At 69.3% G+C, this 14,112-nt stretch carries 17 protein-coding genes; 11 read left to right on the forward strand and 6 right to left on the reverse strand.

Features of this window, described 5'->3' with window-relative positions:
- Positions 1 to 49: 49 nt before the first annotated feature.
- The 9 genes from cyoE (at position 50) to ABE454_RS02475 (ending at position 7,521) form a co-directional block, all read left to right on the forward strand.
- Positions 50 to 1,018 carry a heme o synthase gene (gene cyoE, locus ABE454_RS02435; RefSeq protein WP_346528683.1) on the forward strand — a complete coding sequence of 323 codons (969 nt, stop codon included), beginning with the start codon at positions 50 to 52 and terminating at the stop codon, positions 1,016 to 1,018.
- A gap of 3 nt (positions 1,019 to 1,021) precedes the next feature.
- Positions 1,022 to 1,282 (forward strand): hypothetical protein, encoded by a 261-nt coding sequence (locus ABE454_RS02440; RefSeq protein WP_346528685.1) that lies wholly within the window; start codon positions 1,022 to 1,024, stop codon positions 1,280 to 1,282.
- Positions 1,282 to 1,842 carry a cytochrome c oxidase assembly protein gene (locus tag ABE454_RS02445; RefSeq protein WP_346528687.1) on the forward strand — a complete coding sequence of 187 codons (561 nt, stop codon included), beginning with the start codon at positions 1,282 to 1,284 and terminating at the stop codon, positions 1,840 to 1,842. Before ABE454_RS02440 ends, ABE454_RS02445 begins: the two co-directional genes overlap by 1 nt.
- Before the next feature lie 54 nt (positions 1,843 to 1,896).
- Complete coding sequence (locus ABE454_RS02450; protein ID WP_346528689.1) at positions 1,897 to 2,775, forward strand: cytochrome c oxidase subunit 3; 879 nt, start codon at positions 1,897 to 1,899, stop codon at positions 2,773 to 2,775.
- A complete protein-coding gene (locus ABE454_RS02455) occupies positions 2,772 to 3,203 on the forward strand; it encodes a DUF983 domain-containing protein (RefSeq protein ID WP_430825469.1) in 432 nt (143 codons plus the stop codon). Before ABE454_RS02450 ends, ABE454_RS02455 begins: the two co-directional genes overlap by 4 nt.
- Positions 3,196 to 3,906, forward strand: coding sequence for an SURF1 family protein (locus ABE454_RS02460; RefSeq protein ID WP_346528691.1), 711 nt, complete (start codon positions 3,196 to 3,198; stop codon positions 3,904 to 3,906). Before ABE454_RS02455 ends, ABE454_RS02460 begins: the two co-directional genes overlap by 8 nt.
- A 64-nt stretch (positions 3,907 to 3,970) precedes the next feature.
- Positions 3,971 to 5,185 carry a M16 family metallopeptidase gene (locus ABE454_RS02465; RefSeq protein ID WP_346529088.1) on the forward strand — a complete coding sequence of 405 codons (1,215 nt, stop codon included), beginning with the start codon at positions 3,971 to 3,973 and terminating at the stop codon, positions 5,183 to 5,185.
- 45 nt (positions 5,186 to 5,230) lie between these two features.
- Positions 5,231 to 5,851 (forward strand): GNAT family N-acetyltransferase, encoded by a 621-nt coding sequence (locus ABE454_RS02470; protein ID WP_346528693.1) that lies wholly within the window; start codon positions 5,231 to 5,233, stop codon positions 5,849 to 5,851.
- Entirely contained in the window at positions 5,848 to 7,521 is a 1,674-nt protein-coding gene (locus tag ABE454_RS02475; RefSeq protein ID WP_346528695.1) for a putative bifunctional diguanylate cyclase/phosphodiesterase, read from the forward strand. Before ABE454_RS02470 ends, ABE454_RS02475 begins: the two co-directional genes overlap by 4 nt.
- Before the next feature lie 201 nt (positions 7,522 to 7,722).
- Here ABE454_RS02475 and ABE454_RS02480 read toward each other — a convergent pair whose 3' ends face one another.
- The gene (locus ABE454_RS02480; RefSeq protein ID WP_346528697.1) at positions 7,723 to 8,292 is read right to left on the reverse strand and encodes a YqgE/AlgH family protein; all 570 of its coding nucleotides are present in this window, start codon (positions 8,290 to 8,292) and stop codon (positions 7,723 to 7,725) included.
- A gap of 149 nt (positions 8,293 to 8,441) precedes the next feature.
- On the opposite strand from ABE454_RS02480, the gene ABE454_RS02485 reads away from it, so the two are divergent.
- Positions 8,442 to 8,930: a peroxiredoxin gene (locus ABE454_RS02485; protein WP_346528700.1), complete on the forward strand. Its 489-nt coding sequence runs from the start codon at positions 8,442 to 8,444 to the stop codon at positions 8,928 to 8,930.
- A gap of 22 nt (positions 8,931 to 8,952) precedes the next feature.
- Positions 8,953 to 9,369: a very short patch repair endonuclease gene (locus tag ABE454_RS02490; RefSeq protein WP_346528701.1), complete on the forward strand. Its 417-nt coding sequence runs from the start codon at positions 8,953 to 8,955 to the stop codon at positions 9,367 to 9,369.
- Here the strand turns inward: ABE454_RS02490 and ABE454_RS02495 are convergent.
- The 5 genes from ABE454_RS02495 to ABE454_RS02515 form a co-directional block, all read right to left on the reverse strand.
- Positions 9,366 to 11,258: an ATP-binding protein gene (locus tag ABE454_RS02495; RefSeq protein ID WP_346528702.1), complete on the reverse strand. Its 1,893-nt coding sequence runs from the start codon at positions 11,256 to 11,258 to the stop codon at positions 9,366 to 9,368. The two genes, ABE454_RS02490 and ABE454_RS02495, sit on opposite strands and share 4 nt — an antisense overlap.
- A gap of 67 nt (positions 11,259 to 11,325) precedes the next feature.
- Complete coding sequence (locus ABE454_RS02500; RefSeq protein WP_346528704.1) at positions 11,326 to 12,363, reverse strand: quinone-dependent dihydroorotate dehydrogenase; 1,038 nt, start codon at positions 12,361 to 12,363, stop codon at positions 11,326 to 11,328.
- Positions 12,364 to 12,365: 2 nt separating this feature from the next.
- Positions 12,366 to 12,719, reverse strand: a complete 354-nt coding sequence (locus ABE454_RS02505; RefSeq protein WP_346528705.1) for a DUF952 domain-containing protein — start codon at positions 12,717 to 12,719, stop codon at positions 12,366 to 12,368.
- Complete coding sequence (locus tag ABE454_RS02510) at positions 12,716 to 13,210, reverse strand: SixA phosphatase family protein (protein ID WP_346528707.1); 495 nt, start codon at positions 13,208 to 13,210, stop codon at positions 12,716 to 12,718. Before ABE454_RS02510 ends, ABE454_RS02505 begins: the two co-directional genes overlap by 4 nt.
- 10 nt (positions 13,211 to 13,220) lie before the next feature.
- On the reverse strand, positions 13,221 to 13,991 hold the full coding sequence (locus tag ABE454_RS02515) for a class I SAM-dependent methyltransferase (protein WP_346528709.1): 771 nt from the start codon (positions 13,989 to 13,991) through the stop codon (positions 13,221 to 13,223).
- Positions 13,992 to 14,112: the final 121 nt, after the last annotated feature.

Consider the following 14,112-nt stretch of genomic DNA (forward strand, 5'->3'; position numbering starts at 1 on the left):
GACCGGAGAGGCCGCCCTTCTGCAACCGGAAGGGCGGCCTTTGCTCTTTATGACCATGACCCACCGCGAAGCTCCTCTGATCACCACGGCCCAGCCGGAAGATTTCTTCCAGTTGCTGAAGCCGCGCGTTATGTCCCTGGTGGTGTTCACCGCCGTCACGGGACTGGTGGTGGCGCCGGGACGTCTGGACTGGATCAACGCCATCGTGGCCGTGCTGTGCATCGCCATGGGCGCGGGCGCCGCCGGGGCGCTGAACATGGCGGTCGAGGGCGAGACGGACGCCCTGATGCGCCGCACGCGCGGACGGCCGGTGGCCGCCGGGCGAGTGCGCAAGAACGACGCCATGGCCTTCGGCATGGTGCTGTCGATCTTTTCGGTCATGCTGCTGGGCATGACGACCAACTGGCTGGCGGGCGGTCTGCTGGCGCTGACCATCGTCTATTACGCCTGGCTCTACACCCTGGTGCTGAAGCGCCGGACGCCCCAGAACATCGTCATCGGCGGCGCCGCGGGCGCCCTGCCGCCGGTCATCGGCTGGGCGGCGGTGACGGGGGATGCGCCGCTTCAGGCCTGGCTGCTGTTCCTGATCATCTTCATGTGGACGCCGCCGCATACCTGGGCGCTGACGCTCTATTCGGCCGGCGACTACGCCAAGGCGGGCATTCCGATGATGCCGGTGGCGCGCGGCGCCAAATCGACGCGCCTGCAGATCCTGCTCTACAGCCTGGTGTTCGTGCCGGTGGCGATCGCGCCGTCCTTCACGGGCCTGGGCGGGCCGGTCTATCTGGTGGTGTCCACGGTGGGCGGGCTGGCCTTCCTGGCGCTGGCCGTGCGGCTGTGGCGCTCGCGCGCGGGCGATCAGCCTGACAAGGCCGAGGCCGTGGGGCGAGAGGCCGCATTGTATGATGTGCGCGCCGAGGCCAAACCGGCCCGTAACCTGTTCGCCTTCTCAATTCTGTACCTGATGGCGTTGTTCTCGGCCCTGTTGGTCGAGCATCTGCCGGGCGTGGGAGTCTGATCCGTGTCCCAACTTCAATATATCAAGCTGAGCGATGAACAGGTTCGTGCGCGTAAACGCCGGAACATCGCGATCGCCCTGGGCCTGCTGGCCTTCATCGCCTTGGTCTATATGGTGACCGTGTCGCGCATGCACGCCAACAACCAGGCGCGTCAGGCTGCGGAAGAGGCGGCCTTGCTGACGCTGGAAAGGGCCGATCCGGCCCTGCCGGCGCCGGTCCAACCGGATGCGGGCGCGCCGCAGACGGAGACAGTCCAGCCGTGATGAGTAAGAATAAGGTCGCCCTGTTGTGCGCGGCCCTGGTCGTGGGCATGACGGGCGCGGGCTTCGCCGCCGTGCCGCTGTACCGCATCTTCTGCCAGGTGACGGGCTTTGACGGCACGGTGAAGAAGGCCGAGGCCGCGCCCAATCAGGTGCTGGAGCAGGAGGTCCTGATCCGCTTCGACACCAACGTCCGCGACCTGCCCATGACGTTCAAGGCCGAGCAGTTGAGCCAGAAGGTTCATATCGGCGAGACGGGCATGGCCTATTTCACCGTCACCAACACCTCGGACAAGCCGATCCACGCCACGGCCGCCTATAATGTCGTGCCCGAGCGGGCGGGGCCGTATTTCCAGAAGCTGCAGTGCTTCTGCTTCGAGGGGCAGGAGATCGCGCCGGGCGCGACCGAATCCTTCCCGGTGCAGTATTTCGTGGCGCCTGAACTGGCGACCGATCAGGAGGTGAAGGGCGTGCGCCAGATCACCCTCAGCTACACCTTCTTCCCGACCAAAGGCTTCCAGCAGGCCGCAGCGAACGACTCCGCTGTTGGCAAAGCTGGATAGCCGGGGCTATAGCCCTCAACAACGACTCTCGCCTTAATTTCAGAGACCCTGGGAATGGCCGACGCACACGCGAAACCGCAACACGACTATCACCTCGTCGATCCGAGCCCCTGGCCGCTGTCCGGCGCCTTTTCCGCCGCCGTCATGTTCGTCGGCGCCGTGGTCTGGATGAAGGGCCTGTTCGGCATGGAAGCCGGCACCAAATGGCTGTTCTTCGCAGGCCTGGCGGGTGTTCTGTTCACCATGTACTCGTGGTGGTCGGACGTCGTGAAGGAAAGCCGCAAGGGCGATCACACCCCGGTCGTGGGCATCGGCCTGCGCTACGGCATGGTGCTGTTCATCGCGTCGGAGGTGATGTTCTTCGTCTCCTTCTTCTGGATGTTCTTCGACATGGCGATCTTCAACGAAGCGCGCACGATCATCCCGGAAGTCGGCAACTGGACGGACACCGCCGCCGCCTGGAAGACCTGGCCGCCCACGGGCGTCGAGCTGCTGGACCCGTGGAGCCTGCCGCTGCTGAACACGGTCATCCTGCTGCTGTCGGGCACGACGCTGACCTGGGCGCACCACGCCCTGATCTCGGGCGACCGCAAGGGCGCCAAGCTGGGCCTGCTGATCACCGTCCTGCTGGGCGTGCTGTTCACCGGCGTTCAGGCCTATGAGTATCACCACATCCTGCACGGCCACCTGTTCTTCAGCGAGCAGGCCGCCCAGGCCAAGCTGTATGGTTCGATCTTCTTCATGACGACGGGCTTCCACGGCTTCCACGTCCTGATCGGCACCATCTTCCTGGCCGTCTGCCTGCTGCGCCTGCAAGCCGGTCAGATGAGCCCGCAGAAGCACTACGGCCTCGAGTTCGCCGCCTGGTACTGGCACTTCGTGGACGTGGTCTGGCTGTTCCTGTTCGTCTTCATGTACGTCGTCTTCGGTTGATCGAACGCGACGGACAAGTTGAGCTGTCGTCGGCGCGGGGCCCAAGGCCCCGCGCCGATTTGCTTGTCTGGCCCACGATCCGCGCGGGTCTGATCGGGCGCTGTCCAGCCTGCGGGCGCGGGGCGCTGTTCGACGGCTTCCTGAAGCGACGGACGCGGTGCGAGGCCTGTGGCTTTGATCTGGGCGCGGTGGAGACGGGTGACGGGGCCGCCACCTTCATCATGCAGATCGCGGGCTTTCTGGTCGGCTTTTCCGCGCTTGCGGTTGAAATCGCCTGGAGCCCGCCCATCTGGCTGCACCTGATCATCTGGCTGCCATTGGTGGCCGTCCTGGCCGTGGCCTTGATGCGGCCGGGAAAGGGGTTGATGACCGCGCTTCAGATTCTGCGTCAGCGCGACGCCATTCCATCCGAGACTGCCGATGACTGACGCCGCCCGGCCGCGTTTCCCGATCGTCCTGACCCTCGCTGTCGTCGTCCTGCTGGGCGTTCTGCTGACGCTGGGCGTGTGGCAGTCGCAGCGGCTGCAGTGGAAGCTGGACCTGATCGACCGGTCCGAAGCGGCGGCCCGTCAGGCGCCTGCGCCGCTGGCCGAGGTGATGGCGCTGGAGGACCCGGAGTTCCGTCAGGCGATCCTGACCTGCCGGGGGCTGAACACGGCGCCCTTCGTCGAGCTTCAGACCATTGAGGACGGCGCTGCGGGCGTGCGCCTGATCTCGGCCTGCGCGGCCGAGGGGCAGGGGACGCTGCTGGTCGACCGCGGCTTCATCCCCGCCGAAAGCGACGCGCGCCCGGCCGTGAACGCCGAGGCCGACATGCCCGTCGTGGTGGCCGCCGTGGTGCGCCGCGCCCCGCCGCCCAACGCCATGACGCCCGCCCCTGCGGGCCGCGTCTTCTATGGCCGCGACGGGGAAGCCATGGCCCGCGCCCTGGGCGTCGTCGGGCCGGTGTCGCCCTATACCTTCTACGCGGTCACGGCGGCCAATCCCGAGATCAAGGCCCTGCGCGCCGTGGCGCCGCCCGCCGCCTTCAGCAACAATCACCTGGGCTACGCCCTGACCTGGTTCGGACTGGCGGCGGCGCTGGTCGGCTTCTATGCGGCCATTCTGGTCCGCCGTTACCGCTCTTCCTGAGGACATCGATCTGACTGCTCGCCTTCACACCCTGTCCAACGGCGTGCGCGTCGTGTGCGACCCCATGCCGGGCCTGCGCACCATCGCGGTGACCGTGGCCGTCAACGGCGGCGCCCGCATGGAGGACGAGGCCCGTTCGGGCTGGTCGCACCTGCTGGAGCATCTGGTCTTCAAGGGGGCGGGCGACATGGGCGCGCGCGACATCGTCGAGCGCATCGAGGCCGAGGGCGGTTCGATCAACGCCGCCACCGGCTATGAACGCACCAGCTTCGACATCCGCGCCCTGAAGGGCAGCCTGCCGCTGGCCATGCAGGTGCTGTCCGATCTGGTGTTCCGCCCGACGCTGTCGCCCGAAGAGATCGAGCGCGAGAAGGACGTGGTGGCGCAGGAGATTGCCGAGGCCTTCGACACCCCCGACGACCACGTCTTCGAAATGGCCCAGAGCCAGGCCTATGCCGGGCAGTCGCTGGGGCGGCACATCCTGGGCTCGGTCGCCAGTCTGGCGCCAGCGGACAAGGCGGCGGTGGGCGACTGGCGCTCTCAGCTCTATTCGCCGGACCGGATGGTGGTGGCGGTGTCCGGCGCGGTCGAGGAGGCCGAACTGCTGGCTCTGGCCGAGACGTGGTTCGGCCATGCTGCGGCCGCCCCCGCCGCGCCTGCGGCGCCGGCGGTCTTCTCGGGCGGAGAGGCGCGGCTGGCGCGCAAGATCGAACAGGCCAATCTGGTGTTCCAGCTGCCCAGTCTGGGGGCGCGCGATCCGCGTCTTCCGGCCCTGCGCCTGTTTACGGAAATCCTCGGCGGGGGCATGGCGTCGCGCCTGTTCCAGAGCGCGCGCGAGGATCGCGGGCTGGCCTATGCGGTCGACGCCTATCACGAGACCTATGACGATCAGGGCCTGCTGGGCGTCTATGCCGGGGCGGCGGCCGAGCGGTCGACCGAACTGGCCGAGCTGTGCGCCGTCGAGATTCTGGATCTGGCCGAGAAAGGCCCGACCGAACAGGAACTGGCCCGCGCCAAGGCCGTGCTGAACGCCAGTCTGTGGATGGCCGATGAGAGCCCGGCCAGCCGCTCGGGCCGCCTGGCCGGGCAGACGCTGGTGTTCGGCGCCCCCGTCTCGTCCGAGAGCAGCGCGGCGCGCATCGACGCCCAGACGGCGCAGGACCTGCGCGCGGTCGGTCAGGCCATGGCCGCGCCGGGCCTGTCGGCGACGGCGGTGCTGGGTCCGCGCGCGGCGGGCGGCGCCGGGCGCGCCTTCCGGCAGAGGATGGCGGCGGGTTGAGCGGCGTCTGCTGACGCGGCGCCCGCATCGCGCTATTCTTGAATCATGGCTCTGTTCGACTGGATGGCGGAGACGACGGGACCGGTCCTGTGCGGACACGGCGTCCTGCTGCGCGCGCCGCGACCGTCGGACTATGTGGCGTGGGCGTCGCTGCGCGATGTGTCGCGCGACTATCTTCAGCCGTGGGAGCCTGCGTGGGGCGACGACGACCTGACGCGCGCCGCCTATCGCCGTCGTCTGGGCGTCTATGCGCGCGAGATGGAGCTGGGCACGGCCTGGCCACTGTTCGTGTTCGATCCGTCTGACGAGGCTTTGATGGGCGCGATCACCCTGTCCAACATCCGGCGCGGCGTCGCGGAAACAGGCACCCTGGGCTATTGGGTCGGGCGGCCCTATGCCGGGCGGGGCGTCGGCACGGCGGCGGTGCAGGCCATGCTGGCCCACGCCTTCGGGCCGCTGAAACTGCACCGGGTCGAGGCGGCCTGCGTGCCGACCAATCAGCCCTCGCGCCGCGTGCTGGAAAAGGCCGGTTTCCGTCAGGAAGGGCTGGCGCGGGCTTATTTGAAAATTAACGGTCGCTGGGCAGATCATCTGCTGTTCGGCGTGCTCGGGGAGGAGTTCGCTACGACTCCATCCCATTCTGTCAGAATATCGGACCCGCTTTGAGCACACGATCCAGAGCGCTGACGTGGGATCCCACAACGGCTATCGAGGCCCTTGCGGCGGCGGACGCCGCCCTGTGGATCTGGACCCCGGCCGAGGACCAGATCCGCTTCACCGGCGCGACCCGGCCGCTGGGTCTGGGACCGCTGGCGCCGCAGTGTTCGGGCGCAGCTTTCACCGCCCTGACCATGCCGCAGGACCGCGCCCTGGCCGACCGCCTGCTGAAGCCACAGGCCGAGGGGACGGAGATCGCCGTGCGCCTGCGGATGCGCGGCTGCGAGACCTGCCTGTGGCGCGGGGTCTGGCTGGAGGACGGCCTGCGCGCGGCGGGCATCGTCGCGCTGGAAACCAAGTTCGCGGGGGCGGATCGCGACACGCTGACGGGTCTGCTGGACCGGCGCACCTTTCTGGTCCGCGTGGCCGAGACGCTGGGCGCGGCGGGCGATTATGAGATGGTGGTGGCCGATCTGGACCGTCTGCGCCGTCTGAACGAGGCGCTGGGCCATGAGCGCGCCGATCTGGTGCTGTCGGCGCTGGGCTCGCGCCTGTCGGCGGCCTTTGCCGAGGACTGCGCCCCGGCCCGCATCGGCGAGGATGAGTTCGCCGTTCTGGTGCGGCGCGGCGGCAGCGGCGCCAGCGGCAGCGAGCGCCTGCGCGAGGCGCTGGAGCAGCCCTTGCGGCTGGCGGGCTTCGACATCTATCCGACCCTGTCGATCGGCGCGGTGACGGCCGAGGGCGGGCCGGACGCGCCGGACGCCGCCGAACTGCTGCGCCGGGTCGAACTGGCGGTGGAACAGGCCAAACAGGCCGGGCGCGGCGGGGCCGCTGCATACGGCCGGGCTCTGGAAAGCGACAGCCTGTCGCGACTGGCGCTGGAGGCGGACCTGCGCAACGCCTTCGTGCGCGGCGAGATCGAGCCCTTCTTCCAGCCGATCGTCAATCTGAACAGCGGCGCCGTGGCGGGCTTTGAAGCCCTGGCGCGCTGGCGCCACCCCCGTCGCGGTCTGGTGCCGCCGGACGAGTTCCTGACTCTGGCCGAAGAAATGGGTCTGATGAACGAACTGGGCCTGTTGATGATGACCGAGGCGGCGCGTCAACTGGCCGAGTGGCTGCACCGCCACCCCGACGCCGGGCGGCTGTTCTGCAGCGTCAACCTGTCGGTGGGCGAGATCGAGCGCGCCCATCTGGTCGAGGACGTGGCCCGCATCATCAAGGAGGCGGGCCTGCCGCGCGGCGCCCTGAAGCTGGAAGTCACCGAGGGCGACATCATGCGCGACACCGCGCGCGCCGCCGAGGTGCTGAAGGCCCTGCGCGAGGCGGGGGCCAGTCTGGCGCTGGACGACTTCGGCACGGGCTTCTCGTCCCTGTCCTATCTGGCCAAGCTGCCGTTCGATACGCTGAAGATCGATCGCTATTTCGTGCTGACGATGGACAAGGACGAGGGCTCGGCCAAGATCGTCAAATCCGTGGTCAATCTGGGCCGGGATCTGGCGCTGGAGGTAGTCGCTGAAGGGGTCGAGAACGCCTCTCTGGCGCAGCTGCTGCTGGACGATGGTTGCCATTATGGCCAAGGCTTCGGCTATGCGCCCGCCCTGCCGGCGCAGGAGGCCGAGGTCTATCTGAACGAATCCCTCGCTGACGGCGCGGCGCCGATCAAGGCGCGTTCGGTCTAGGGCGTCCCTCTCCCGGCGGGAGAGGGCTTGAGCGCACGAGAGCGTAGCGATCGTTCTTTGCGCGAAAGGGTGAGGGGCTTGTCCTGTCAGTCGGCGAGAGCCGTCGCGCCTCTTCGGTCGCCGCGAACCCTCACCCTTTCGGCTGGCGGATCGCCTGCGGCTCTTCGAGCCTCAAGCCCTCTCCCATCGGGAGAGGGTTGTTTAAGCCCGGCCGCTCTGGCTGGACAGGCGGGCGGCGTCGACGCCCAGAGCGGCCAGGGCGCGGCTCCATTTGGTGTCGTAGTCGTCGTCGAAGATCAGGGCCGCATCGGCGTCCGTCGTCAGCCAGACGTTTTCGTTCAGTTCGTCCTCCAGCTGACCCTCGCCCCATCCGGCATAGCCCAGCAGCAGGATGGCGCGGCTGGGGCCGTCCTCGATGTCGGCCATGGCGGCCAGGGCGTCGCGGGTGCCGGTCAGGGCCAGGCCGTCGCCGAAGGTCAGGCTGGCTTCGTCGCTGGTCCAGTCGGCGGTGTGCAGGACGAAGCCGCGCTCGCGCTCGACTGGGCCGCCGATCAGCACCGAACGGTCGCGCCCGGCGTCGCCGATGGGCGTGTCCAGCTTTTCAAGAACATCGGCCAGGCAGACGCCCGGCGCGGGCTGGTCCAGGCGCAGGCCCAGGGCGTGTTCGTCGTCGTGGGCGCAGATCAGGATCACGGCGTGGCGGAACCGATCATCGTCGATACCCGGCATCGCCACCAGAAGACGCCCGGTCAGGGAGGAGAAGGCGGTCATACCCCTATCATCGGGGCGGACGCTGGCGGGCGCAAGCCATTCTCAAGGTCACTCTCGGGCCAGGGCGCGCTTGGCCTTTGGGGCGCGCATCTCTATCTGACAGCCATTGCCCCGGATCGTCCGGCGCGAACACCCGGAGACCTCCCGACATGACCATCAAGATCGGCGACCGCATTCCCGACGCGACCCTGACGACCATGACGCCCGACGGCCCCAAGCCGGTCACGACGGCCGAGCTGTTCGGCGGCAAGACGGTTGCCCTGTTCGCCGTGCCGGGCGCCTTCACCCCGACCTGTTCGGCGCGCCACCTGCCGGGCTATGTCGATCACCGCGCCGATCTGGCGGGCAAGGGCGTGGACACGGTCGCCTGCGTCTCGGTCAACGACGCCTTCGTCATGGGCGCCTGGGCCAAGGCCAATGATCTGAACGGCGCCGACGACGTGGTCATGCTGGCCGACGGCAACGGCGACTTCACCCGCGCGGTGGGTCTGGCGCTGGACGCCAAGGGTTTCGGCATGGGCGAGCGTTCGCAGCGTTACTCCATGCTGGTCAAGGACGGCGTGATCGACCAGCTCAACATCGAGCAGGGCGGCGAGTTCAAGGTGTCTTCGGCCGAACACCTGCTGGCCCAATTGTGACGACCGGCGTCGCTTATTGAGCATGGGCGACGTCTTCACCCCGGAAAAACGCAGCGCCGTCATGCGCCGGGTGAAGGGGCGCGACACCGCGCCCGAGATGAAGGTCCGGCGCCTGCTGCGGGGCGCCGGGATCGGCTATCGGCTGGGCGGCTGCGGCCTGCCCGGCCGACCCGATGTGGTGATGAAGGGGCGGCGCATCGCCCTGTTCGTCCACGGCTGTTTCTGGCACGGCCATGACTGCTCGCGCGGGGCGCGCCAGCCCCGCTCCAACGCCGAATACTGGATCGCCAAGATCGACCGCAACCGCGCCCGCGACGCCCGCGTCACGGCTGAACTGGAGGCGGCGGGCTGGCGCGTGCTGACCGTGTGGGAATGCGAGATGAAGACGCCGGACTGGGAAGCGGACCTGCTGGCCCGCGTGCGTCAGGCGCCGCTCTAGGCGACGGATCGGGCGCTGGGCGCTGACGTTTCGGCCGGAGCTTGATCCAGCGCCTGCCCCAGGGTGTTCAGCAGCACGGTCGGCGTCAGGGGCTTGGCGACGAAATGGTTCATGCCCGCGTCCAGACAGGCCTGAATGTCCTCGGGCGAGGTGTCGGCGGTGACGGCGATGACCGGGGTGGCGGCGTTCGGACCGCCGCCCGCGCGCAGGCGCCGCGTCGTCTCGCGCCCGTCCAGTTCGGGCATCCGCACATCCATGAAGATGACGTCGAACACATCGCCTTCGCACGCCTTCAGGGCGGCCAGGCCGTCTTCGGCCATGGTCAGGCGACAGTCGACGGCCTGCAGGATGACCTGAATGGCGCGGCGGTTGATGTCGTGGTCGTCGACCACCAGCACGCGCAGGGCCTCGACCTCTTCGGCGTCATGAGGCGCAGGCGCCGGGGCCGCAGGCGTGGCGGCGGGAACCTGCAGCAGCGCCGGGCGCGGGTCGGGCAGGGGCGAAGGCGCCTGTTCCGGCAAGGGCGTAGGCTTAGGCGTCTGGGCAGCGGACGGCGGGGCGCGCTCTGCATCGCTTTGGGCCAGCACCAGCGCCAGGGTGAAGGTCGAGCCGCGGCCGGGATCGCTGCGCACCGTCAGCCTCCCGCCCATCAGTTCGACCAGATCGCGGCTGATCGCCAGACCCAGCCCGGATCCGCCATAACGGGCGGCGATGCCGTCGGCCGTCTGGTCGAAGGGGGTGAACAGACGCTCCATCTGCACTGTCGTCATGCCCGGCCCGGTGTCGGCGACATCGACCAGCAGCACATGATCCGACGCCTCGTCCCGCCACGAGCACAGCCGCACGGTGATGCTGCCTTCGTCGGTGAATTTGACGGCGTTGGAGATCAGATTGTTCAGCACCTGACGCAGGCGCATGGCGTCGCCGCGCACCATCGCGGGCATATAGCGCGAGCCGTCGATGCGCAGGCGCAGTCCCTTGGCCCCGACCGGGCCCTGCCACAGGCGCAGGGTGTGGTTCAGAAGGTCGCGCAGGTCGAAGTCCTGGACCTCGACCGTCATCCGCCCGGCGTCGAGGCGGGCGTGGTCCAGCAGGTCGTCCAGCAGGTCCTTCATCATCACCCCGGCGTCCTCGATCATGGCGACCTGCTGGCGGGCGGTGGAGGATCGGGCGACGGTGTGAAGGGTGTGGACGCCGGTCAATATGGCGCTGATGGGCGTGCGAAGGTCATGGGCTACGGCGGCCAGAAGGGCGCTGCGCCCTTCCATGACGGCCTCGGCCTGACGGCGCTTGTCTTCGGCTTCTTTCAGCGCCCGGGCCTCGGCGACGCCGGCGGCGTGAAGGCGGCTGCGGGTGGTCAGGCAGAAGAAGATGAAGGCCACCACGCCGATGGCGACAGGCAGAAGAAAGCGTCCCTCGACGCCCCAGCGCGCCAGGAACAGCGGCGTCAGGGCCAGCACGCTGACCTGCGGCACCACGGTCCAGATGAAGACGCGCAGATTGCCCGACGAGGCGATCACGGAATTGATGGCGCCGGTCGCCAGCAGCATGGTGGCGACCACGCCGCCCGGCACCCCGCCGATCAGCCACAGGGGCACGGCGATGAAGGCATAGGCGCTGGTGTTGGCGAAAAGCGCCAGATCGCCCAGACCGCGCCGCCACCCTTGAGGCGCAAAACCCTTGTTGCGGATGACGGGCCGGAAGGCGAGGAACTCAGCCCCCTGCAGCAGGATGTAGACCGTCAGCCATGTCAGGCAGATCGGCAGGCCGAGTATGGTGCTGAACAGCAGGGCGCAGGCCGGGCCCACGACCAGACGCTGGGGCAGCATCCTGTGCCGCTGGCGGATGGCGGAAGCCCACCCGGTCCGGGATGATTCGGTCTGCGGCATCAGGCGATCCGAACGGGCGACGACCGCCCCTTGTTCCGCATCATGGCCGCCGAGACCTAATGCTCCGTCAATTTCGCGCGGAGGACGCCTCGGCCATGCTGGAAAAGCCCTCGGCGCGCAGGCGGGCGGCCAGATCGCGCTTGATCCGGCCGATCATGCCGGGGCCTTCATAGATCAGGGCCGAATAGACCTGCACCGCCGAGGCGCCCGCACGGATGCGCGCCCAGGCGTCGGCGCCGTCGGCGATGCCCCCTACCGCGATCAGCGGCAGGCGACCGGCCGCCGCTTCGGCTGCGGCCTCCAGCGCCTTCTGGGCGAAGGGTTTCAGCGGGGCGCCGGACAGGCCGCCCGCCTCGCCCTTCCAGCCGGAGCGCAGCGCGGCGGGCCGCTCCAGCGTCGTGTTGGACACGATCAGGGCGTCGATGCGGTGGGCGATGGAGGCCTCGACGATCATGCCGATCTCTTCGCCGATCAGGTCGGGCGCGATCTTCAGGAAGACGGGGGCGCCGTCGCCGGGGCGGGCCTCATGGATACGGCCCAGCAGGTCGTCCAGCGCTTCGCGTCCCTGAAGCGCGCGCAGGCCCGGCGTGTTGGGCGAGGAGATGTTGACGGTGAAATAGTCGGCCAGTCTCGCCAGCCGCTTCAGCCCGGCGACATAGTCGGCGGCCTTGTCGTCCGTGTCCTTGTTGGCGCCCAGATTGGCGCCGATGGCGGTGCGGTTCGGACGCCGGGCCAGACGGGCGGCGAAGGGCTCCAGCCCCTCATTGTTGAAGCCCATGCGGTTGATGATGGCCCGATCTTCCGACAGGCGGAACAGGCGCGGTTTCGGGTTGCCGGGTTGGGCGCGCGGCGTGACCGAGCCGCACTCCACCGCGCCGAAGCCGAGGCGCGACAGGCCCTCCAGCGCCTCGCCGTTCTTGTCCAGACCGGCGGCCAGACCGACGGGGTTGGACATCTCCAGCCCGGCGATCACGGTCTTCAGGATCGGGTCGTCGGCGCCGGGCGCAGGCAGGGGCGTCATCTGCAGGGCGCGGATGGCGAGACGGTGGGCGGCTTCGGGGTCCATCTGGCGCAGCAGGACGGCGCCCAGGTCGGTCAGGCTCATGTTCAGGCGGTCTCTTCGACGATCATGCGGCCGTCGGTCGTCACCGACAGGGCGCGGGCGGCGCGCGTCGCCGCGACGGGCAGCGGGCCGTAGATGTGGGGGAACAGAGCGCCGCCGCGCGACGGCTCCCAGATCAGGGCGTCGCCCAGAGCGGTCAGATCGACCTCGACCAGCATCAGTTGATCCTGACCCGCGTAGTATTTGGCGGCGGTGACTTCCAGCTGATCGGCGGCGGACAGGTGGATGTAGCCGTCGGCCCTGTCGACCGCCGAGCCGTCATAGCGGCCCTCGGCCACGGCGGCGCGCCAGTCGGCGCGGCTCAGGATCTTGAAGGCGATGTCGGGCAAGTCGCTCACGCCACGGTTTCCGGCGTCAGCCAGCCTTCATAGGACGGGCGCCCGGCGACATCGACGGTGAAGACCGCCGCGGCCCCGGTCGGGAAGCCGCCGCTCATCCGGTCCAGCACGGAGGGGGAGGCGGCGCTCTCGATCAGATATTCGACCGCCAGCTGATGCACGCCGGGGTTATGGGCGATCAGCAGCAGGCAGCCCGCGTCGTCCTCGGCCGCCTCGACCGCGCGGCGCAGCACATCGGCCGGGGCGTTGTACAGGGCGTCGGAGACGTGCAGCTCGACATCGCCGAAATGTTCGCTGACGCCATCCCAGGTGTCGCGCGTGCGCTGGGCGCCGGAGACCAGCGCCATGTCCGGCTTCAGACCCCGCGCCGCCAGGGCGCGGCCCATGGCGGCGGCGTCGCGGCGGCCGCGCTCGCTTAAGGGACGGGCCACGTCGCCGCCCGGCGCCGAGGCTTCGGCCTTGGCGTGACGCATCAGGATCAGTCTCTGCATGGCGAGGGCTTTACGGCTGTTTGCGCGCGGCGCCCATAGGCGGCCGGTTGGAAAGGCGGTCGCGCGCGGCGGGCGAGGGGGTCAGGGCCGGGCGTCCGGCCAGAACGGCCTGCGCCTTGCCGGTCGGCCGCACGCGGGCGTAGGCGCGGCGCGAGGCCTCCAGCATGATCAGGCCCGCCGCGCCGGGAAACAGCTTGGGCCCCAGCTGCTCCAGCCCGTCGGCCAGCGGCAGCATCGGCCGCCACGGCGGGACATAGAGGGCCTGGGACCAGGCGGTCGGCTCCAGCCCGACTTCGCGCACCAGCCGCTCCAGCTGGCCGCGGGTGAAGGGACGGCCGTGGCCGAAGGGGGTCGCCTCGGCCCGCGCCCACATGCCGCCGCGCGCCGCCGCCGCCAGAATGATGCGCCCGGCCGGGGCCATGACGCGCACCGCCTCGGCCAGCAGCCTTTGAGGATCGTCGGCTTCTTCGAGGGCGTGGACCAGCAGGATGCGGTCGAACGTCCCCGCTCCGAAGGGCAGGCGCCGGTCGTCGACCAGAACGGTGCGGTTGCGCCCCGCCGCCGTCCACTGTTCGGCGCCCTGACCGCCCGGCATGGCGGCGATCGCGCGCCGCGCCCCGACGAAGCCGTCCAGCCACGGCGTCGCATAGCCCAGACCCAGCACGTCATTGCCGTTGGCCGCGCCCCAGGCGTCTTCCAGCCTTCGCGCCAGCATGCGCCGCGCCAGCGCGCCGGTCGGCTCGCCGTAGAAGGTGCGGAGATCGTCGATGCTGCGGCGCATGGGGCCAGTATGGCGGATTTCGCGGCGGATGTCGGCTTTTCCATCTCGCTCGGAAACGTCATCCCCGGGCGTGGGCGCCGCGCTGTTAGCCCTGCTAGGATAGGTCCTGATAGGAGGCCGC

It is taken from the genome of Brevundimonas diminuta (genome assembly GCF_039673845.1).
Classification (GTDB): domain Bacteria; phylum Pseudomonadota; class Alphaproteobacteria; order Caulobacterales; family Caulobacteraceae; genus Brevundimonas; species Brevundimonas diminuta_E.